The 6,370-nt window shown below is 59.1% G+C and carries 9 protein-coding genes; 6 read left to right on the top strand and 3 right to left on the bottom strand.

Annotated features, from left to right (window positions below; translation table 11 throughout):
* The 5 genes from EOL86_11215 to EOL86_11195 all read left to right on the top strand — a co-directional run.
* Window positions 1–144: (Fe-S)-binding protein (locus EOL86_11215; GenBank protein ID NCD26144.1), on the top strand; the 144-nt coding region annotated here is incomplete at its 5' end.
* Between the two features lie 54 nt (window positions 145–198).
* Complete coding sequence (locus tag EOL86_11210; protein NCD26143.1) at window positions 199–1,119, top strand: universal stress protein; 921 nt, start codon at window positions 199–201, stop codon at window positions 1,117–1,119.
* A 22-nt stretch (window positions 1,120–1,141) separates the two neighbouring features.
* On the top strand, window positions 1,142–1,495 hold the full coding sequence (locus tag EOL86_11205) for a response regulator (protein ID NCD26142.1): 354 nt from the start codon (window positions 1,142–1,144) through the stop codon (window positions 1,493–1,495).
* 67 nt (window positions 1,496–1,562) lie between these two features.
* Window positions 1,563–3,086, top strand: a complete 1,524-nt coding sequence (locus tag EOL86_11200; protein NCD26141.1) for a PAS domain-containing protein — start codon at window positions 1,563–1,565, stop codon at window positions 3,084–3,086.
* 11 nt (window positions 3,087–3,097) lie between these two features.
* The gene (locus EOL86_11195) at window positions 3,098–3,514 is read left to right on the top strand and encodes an RrF2 family transcriptional regulator (protein ID NCD26140.1); all 417 of its coding nucleotides are present in this window, start codon (window positions 3,098–3,100) and stop codon (window positions 3,512–3,514) included.
* Window positions 3,515–3,559: 45 nt separating this feature from the next.
* Here the strand turns inward: EOL86_11195 and EOL86_11190 are convergent, their stop codons facing one another.
* Genes EOL86_11190 through nth form a run of 3 tightly spaced genes read right to left on the bottom strand, consistent with a single transcriptional unit; the run spans window position 3,560 to window position 5,920 of the window.
* Window positions 3,560–4,138: a nitroreductase gene (locus tag EOL86_11190; protein NCD26139.1), complete on the bottom strand. Its 579-nt coding sequence runs from the start codon at window positions 4,136–4,138 to the stop codon at window positions 3,560–3,562.
* Window positions 4,139–4,146: 8 nt separating this feature from the next.
* Window positions 4,147–5,259: a tRNA guanosine(34) transglycosylase Tgt gene (locus EOL86_11185; GenBank protein ID NCD26138.1), complete on the bottom strand. Its 1,113-nt coding sequence runs from the start codon at window positions 5,257–5,259 to the stop codon at window positions 4,147–4,149.
* A 7-nt stretch (window positions 5,260–5,266) separates the two neighbouring features.
* A complete protein-coding gene (gene nth / locus EOL86_11180) occupies window positions 5,267–5,920 on the bottom strand; it encodes an endonuclease III (protein NCD26137.1) in 654 nt (217 codons plus the stop codon).
* Between the two features lie 70 nt (window positions 5,921–5,990).
* Between nth and EOL86_11175 the strand changes: the two genes are divergently transcribed.
* The gene (locus tag EOL86_11175) at window positions 5,991–6,311 is read left to right on the top strand and encodes a divalent-cation tolerance protein CutA (GenBank protein NCD26136.1); all 321 of its coding nucleotides are present in this window, start codon (window positions 5,991–5,993) and stop codon (window positions 6,309–6,311) included.
* Window positions 6,312–6,370: the final 59 nt, after the last annotated feature.

Below are 6,370 nucleotides of genomic sequence, written 5' to 3'. Positions count from 1 at the left end.
TTCGTCATTGCTCCCTGCCATAATTGCTGGGACGCCATCCGCGACCTGGAAGAGGAATACGAGATCGGTATTCGCTGGAGCTTTTTGAAACCGCTCTTGATCAAGATGGTCGAGGTTCCGGAACATCTCTTGCCCCAGGAATAAGGGCCAACGGCGCGCCGCCGCGCGGCGCGCCGCAACCAGAACGGGAGTTGTCACATGTTCACGAAGATTTTGTTCGCGACCTCCGGCTCGGCCTGCTGCGACGCCGCCGCGCGGGTCGCCTTCGATCTGGCCGCGCGGTACAATGCCAAGCTCTTTGTTTTTCACGCGCTGGGCACGCCCAGCCGAGGCTTTAGCCAGGTCGTGGTTGATGTCCGTACCGGTGAAAAGGTCGAACTCGACGATGACTATATCTTGTGGGTCAAGGACGAGCTCAAAACCACCTATGACCGTCAGCTTAAAAGCGGCGTGGATTGCGAAATCGATGCCGCCGTGGGCATTCCGCATCGCGAGGTGCTGCGCAAGGCCAGGCAGGAAGACGTGGATCTTATCGTCATGGGCGCCAGCACCACGGGGTGCGAGGCCGACGCCAACGCTTATCAGCGCCATTTTGCCGGTTCCACGCTGCAACGCGTGGCCAAGGCGTCCAAGGCGCCGGTGCTGGTGGTGAACCGTCCGGCGGCTTCCTTCTGGGGCGGGTTCACCAACATTGTCTTTGGCGCGGATTTTTCCAAGGCGTCGGAACATGCCTTCAAATTTGCCCTCAAGACCGCATCGGAACTGAACGCCCACCTGCACGTCTTCCATGCCATCGATATCGGCTCCAATCCTGGGCTGGTCACGCAAAAAGAAATCGATGACCGCATGATCGAGGCCAGGGACCGGATGCGACGCAAGTATTTGATCCAGGCCGGTACGTTCAAGAATCTCAGCGCCGACATCTGGGAAGGCATCCCGTATGTCGAAATTGTGAAGTTCGCGCGGGAAAAGCAGGCCGATCTGATCATCATGGCCCATCATTCCAAGGATGTCAGCGAGGAATCCGCTCTTTTCGGACGCACCCTGGAGCAGGTGTTGTTGCGGGCATCCTGTCCGGTGGCGTCCGTGAATCGTCCCGATAAAATTCAAACCGTCTAAATCCATTGCGTGGGGGTGTGTGATGGCCAAGAAAATCATGATCATTGACGACGATCCGAACATCGTGACCTATCTGGAGGACATTTTTCAGGATGCCGGGTACGTGACCTGCACGGCAGGCGATGGCGCGGACGCGTTGCCCGTGGTCAAACAGGAGAATCCGGATTTGATCACCCTGGACCTGGAAATGCCCAAGGAGTGGGGGCCGCGTTTTTATCGCGCATTGAGTCAGGAGGAGGGGCTGGCGAAGATCCCGGTTATTGTGATCAGCGGTCTTTCCGGAAACAAGTACGCGATCCCCAAGGCCGTGGCCTCGTTGACCAAGCCGTTTGACCGGGAAGAGTTGCTGGCCGTGGTCAAGGACACGCTCGGTTAATTTTCACCTTCTACCAATCACCCTTGCGCGTTCCCATCTGGGATCGGGCAAGGGTTTTTCTTTCGGCATGCACAATATTGTTGTTTCCGAGCATCTTGTTATTATCACCAAGGATCCCGAACATGGTCGTGTCCTGGCCCGTATTTTGTCGGAATATGGGTATCAACCGGCGAACACGGACTATGATGAAGCTCTTCTTACTCTGACTGCGAACCAGCCGCGTCTGGCCGTGCTCGGGATTTGCGATTGCGTCCAAGGCAAGGCGTTGCTCCGGCAGATTCGGATAGGCTTTCCGAAAATGCGGGTTATTGTCATCGTTTCCGATAACGATTATCAAGCGGCCTTGGATTTGCTTGCCGAGGGCGCTTCTGATTTTTTGTTCAAGCCGGTGTCCGAAAAAGGGCTGCGAGTTGTCTTGGATCGTGCCCTGGCCACCTTGAACGCACGGGAAGAGCGGGACCGGTTGGTCGAGAAGAACAGGATTTTGGAATCCAGCCATCAGCTCTGTCGCCAGCTTTTCGATGAGGTGCCGTGTTATATCTCCGTGCTGAACCCGGACAGGCGCATTGTCCGCGCCAATCGGCAGTTCAAAATGGATTTCGGAGCCTGCCTGGGTGAAAAGTGTTACGAGATTTACAAGCACCGCACGCATCCCTGCCCACAGTGCCCGGTGGAGGAAACATTTAGGGATGGCCTGATCCATCAGACCGAGGAAGTGCTCACGACCCGGTCTGGCCAGCAGAAGATCGTGCTCACCCTGACCGCCCCATTGCGTGATAATCGCGGTGAGATCAACGAGGTCATGGAACTGGCCACGGATATTTCCCAGATTCGCGAATTACAGAGCAGGCTGGCTTCCCTGGGGCTTTTTATCGGCTCCATTTCCCACGGCGTGCGTGGCATGTTGACCGCTCTTGATGGAGGCTTGTACCGCCTGGAAAAGGGCCTTGCCAACCAGGATTTCGGGATGGCCGCCGACGGGGCGGAGCGGGTCAAGCTGATGGTGTCCCGCATCCGCAATTCCGTTTTGGAAATGCTCTATTATTCCAAGGATCGCGACCTTAACATCCAGCTTGTCGATGTGCGCGGTTTCAGCGACGGGGTGGCCAACTTCGTGGAGCAAAGAGCCGCAAAGCATGGCGTTGCGTTCGAAAAAAAGTACTCCGGGCTGTTGGAACGGTTCGAAATCGACCCGGAAGTGATTTCCTCCGGGCTGGTCAATATCCTGGAAAACGCGGTCGATGCCTGCATCGAGGATGAGTCCAAGGACCGGCATCTGGTGTCGATGAGTGTTGAAGGGAGCGAGGACACGGTATCCTTCATCGTCCGGGATACTGGTCCGGGGATTGATCGGGCCACACGGGAGAAAATGTTTTCGCTCTTTTTTTCTTCCAAGGGCAGCAAAGGGACGGGCCTTGGCCTGTACATCGCCAACGAGGTCGTGCGTCAGCACGGCGGCGAAATCGTGGTGGATTCAACATTGGGCAGGGGTACGGAATTTCGGGTCGAGCTGCCCAGGAAGCATGCCGGAATATCGTCCGGGGCGGCGGCACCGGAGTCCGGCCCACTAGACCATCAAGCCTGGAAATAGTGGAGGATTGGATGCGTTTGACCACGCGAAGCAGGTACGGAACCAGGCTCTTGCTGGATATCGCCTTGAATCAGGACAAAGGGTGGGTGAACACGACGGATATCGCCCGCCGCCAGAACATTTCCCAAAAATACATCGAAAAATTGATTGCAGGGCTACGGCGTGGCGGACTCATCGAGAGCAAGCGTGGCCCCTTTGGCGGGCACAAACTGTCCAGGCCGGCTGACGAGGTCACCGTGGGTGACGTGGTCCGGGCCCTGGAAGAAAAGGTTATCCTGACCCAATGCGCCGAAGGCGAGCCGATTTGCGGCGAGTGCTCGCTGGCCGGAGAATGCGTGACCCAGTTTGTTTGGATCGAAGCCAGTAATGTGCTGATGCGGACGCTGGATTCCTATCGTCTGAGCGATTTGATCTCCCGACGCGGATAGCTGCGGGGCTGGACGGGAAAGGCGCTCCTTGGAGCGCCTTTTTTGTTAACCGAGTTTTTTGAGAATAAGTTCGTCCAGGCCGCGTTTGGGCACATAGTGCACGCCGGCCTCGTCGCGGTAGTATTTGATGGACCCGTCTTCCGGCAGTTCGATTATCCGCACGTCTTCCACCGGCTTGCCCAGGGCCAGGACCAGGCAGATTTCCTGTCCGTCTTCAAGGCCCAGGATGGGCCCGAGTTTGTCCCGGTCCACGGCGCCGAGCATGCACCCGCCCAAGCCCTTTTCGACCGCGCCGAGCATCATGGTCTGGGCCATGATGCCCTGGTCATGCTTGGCGAACTCCCAGGACTTGGCCGTGTTGACGATAACGATATAGGCGCCGGGGCGCTCGCCGTCCTTGGGTCCGCCCCAGTCCGGGATATAGCCGGCCCATTTCAGGCACTCGAAAATGCGGGCATTGTCCTCGGGGTTGGCGCAGAGGATGAAACGCAGGGGCTGTTTGTTGGCGGCCGAGGGGCAGAGGCGGGCCAAGTCGACCAGGTCCACCAGATCGTGCATGGGGATGGGCGTGCTTTGGTCGAAGCGCCGGTAGCTACGGCTGGCGCGGACAAGATCCTTGAGCATGGTTCCTCCTATTGGTCGTAAACGGCTTCGAAACGGGCCTTGTACGCTTGGTATGTCCCTTCCAGAATGGCTTCGCGCGCGCCGGTGACCACGCGCAGGAAGAACGCCAGATTGTGGATGGTGTTCAGGCGGTACGACAAAAGTTCCTTGGCCTGGTAGAGGTGGCGCAGATAGGCCTTGGAAAAGGTCCTGCAGGTATAGCAGTCGCATTCCGGATCGAGCGGGGAATCGTCCTCGGTGTATTCGGCGCGCTTGATGTTGACCTTGCCTTGCGAGGTGAACAGCGTGCCGTTGCGGGCATTGCGCGAGGGCAGGACGCAGTCGAACATGTCGATGCCGGCCTCGATGCCGCGCAGAATGTCCAGCGGCGTGCCCACGCCCATCAGGTAGCGCGGCTTGTCCGCCGGCAGCAGCGGGGCGCTGTGGTAGAGGATGTCGAGCATCTCCTGTTTGGATTCGCCGACGCTGAGGCCCCCCAGGGCGTAGCCGTCAAAGGGGATGTCCAGGAGCTGGCGGATGCTTTCCTCGCGCAGGTCCTTGAAGAATCCGCCCTGGCCAATGCCGAACATGAGCTGGTCGCCGCTGCCCTGGGGATAGGCCGCGCGGCAGCGCGCCGCCCAGCGCGTGGTCAGACCCAGGGATTGCTTGGTGTACTGGTAGTCCGCGCCGTAGGGCACGCATTCGTCCAGGACCATCATGATGTCCGAGCCGATGTTGTTCTGGATGGAGACAACCTTTTCCGGTGTGAAGAGATGCTTGGAGCCGTCGATGTGCGAGGAAAAGACCACGCCGTCCTCGCCGAGCTTGCGCAGGCCGGACAGACTGAAGACCTGAAAGCCGCCGGAGTCGGTCAGGATGGGACGGTCCCAGCCCATGAAGCGGTGCAGGCCGCCGCGACGGGCGAGCATTTCGTCGCCTGGACGCAGGTACAGATGATACGTGTTGCCGAGAATGATGCGCGCCCCCAGGGCCGTCAGATCCTCGGGGCAGAGGGCCTTGACCGTGCCCTGGGTGCCCACGGGCATGAAGATGGGCGTGGGGATGACGCCGTGGGCCGTGTGCAGTTCGCCGGCCCGGGCTTGGCCGTCCCGGCCGTGCAGGGTGAATGTTCCGATATGCATGGTTCCGTCAGAAGGTTGATGTGAGCCCGTGGCGCGGGCAGAGGTCGCCGAGTTCGCAGGTCGAACAGGCCGGCTTGCGGGCCGCGCAGACCTCGCGCCCGAAGAGAACCAGATAGTGGTTCACGTCCCCCCAGTGTGGGCGGGGAAAGAGGGGCAAAAGGTCTTGTTCGACCTTGTCCGGGTTGGTGTGGCTGGTCAATCCCAGGCGAAAGCTGATCCGCTTGACGTGCGTGTCCACGGCAATGCCCGCCTGCACACCAAAGGCGTTGGACAGGACCACATTGGCCGTCTTGCGCGCCACTCCCGGAAGGGTGAGGATTTCTTCCATGGTCCGTGGTACCTGGCCGGAATAGTCCGTCACGATTTTTTGGGCCGCGCCGATAAGGTTTTTGGCCTTGTTGCGGTAGAATCCGGTGGAATGGATGGTTTTTTCGAGCTCGGCCTGGTTGGCTCCGGCCATGTCACCCACGGTGTTCCATGTCGCGAACACCTGGGGCGTGACCATGTTGACCCGGGCGTCGGTGCATTGGGCCGATAGAATCGTGGCCACCAGAAGTTCCCAGGGCGAGGCCCAGTCCAGGGCGGTCTTGGGACGAGGGTAGCGCGCCGCCAAACGTTCGTGGATCTGGGCGGCTCTGGTCAAAAGCAGTGATGTGGGCATGGGGTCGGATCCTGTTGTTGGCCATGCCTGACAGGTTTTTTTTACAATCTCAAGTTTTTTGGGAGCACTCATGGAACGAGTCCTGGTGTACATCACGGCTCCAGACCTCGATATGGCCAGGTGGATTGGCCGAACTCTTGTCGAGGAGCGTCTGGCGGCCTGTGTTAATATCTTGCCCGGCATGGAGTCGTTTTATCGTTGGGAAGACACCGTTCAGAGCGAGATGGGAGTCGTGGTCATCGCCAAGACCAGGACCACGCTTCTGGACGCCCTGACGGCGCGGGTCGTGGAACTGCATCCCCATGATGTCCCGTGCGTCGTGTCCTTGTCCGTGCACCAGGGCCACGAATTTTTTTTGCGCTGGATTGACACGGCCACGGGCGCGGCCTGACGCGGCTTCATCAAAACTGTTGACGGCTTAAAAAAATCGGTCAAAGCAGAGCGCAACAT

The sequence above is a fragment of the Deltaproteobacteria bacterium genome, assembly GCA_009930495.1.
Taxonomy (GTDB): Bacteria; Desulfobacterota; Desulfovibrionia; order Desulfovibrionales; family Desulfomicrobiaceae; genus Desulfomicrobium.
This window is presented reverse-complemented; position numbering and strand designations above follow the sequence as displayed.

Bases quoted from the DNA above. Each gene is read 5' to 3' on its own strand.
- EOL86_11210 (NCD26143.1), top strand. From the start codon at position 199: ATGTTCACGAAGATTTTGTTCGCGACCTCCGGCTCGGCCTGCTGCGAC.
- EOL86_11205 (NCD26142.1), top strand. From the start codon at position 1,142: ATGGCCAAGAAAATCATGATCATTGACGACGATCCGAACATCGTGACC.
- EOL86_11200 (NCD26141.1), top strand. From the start codon at position 1,563: ATGCACAATATTGTTGTTTCCGAGCATCTTGTTATTATCACCAAGGAT.
- EOL86_11195 (NCD26140.1), top strand. From the start codon at position 3,098: ATGCGTTTGACCACGCGAAGCAGGTACGGAACCAGGCTCTTGCTGGAT.
- EOL86_11190 (NCD26139.1), bottom strand. From the start codon at position 4,138: ATGCTCAAGGATCTTGTCCGCGCCAGCCGTAGCTACCGGCGCTTCGAC.
- EOL86_11185 (NCD26138.1), bottom strand. From the start codon at position 5,259: ATGCATATCGGAACATTCACCCTGCACGGCCGGGACGGCCAAGCCCGG.
- nth (NCD26137.1), bottom strand. From the start codon at position 5,920: ATGCCCACATCACTGCTTTTGACCAGAGCCGCCCAGATCCACGAACGT.
- EOL86_11175 (NCD26136.1), top strand. From the start codon at position 5,991: ATGGAACGAGTCCTGGTGTACATCACGGCTCCAGACCTCGATATGGCC.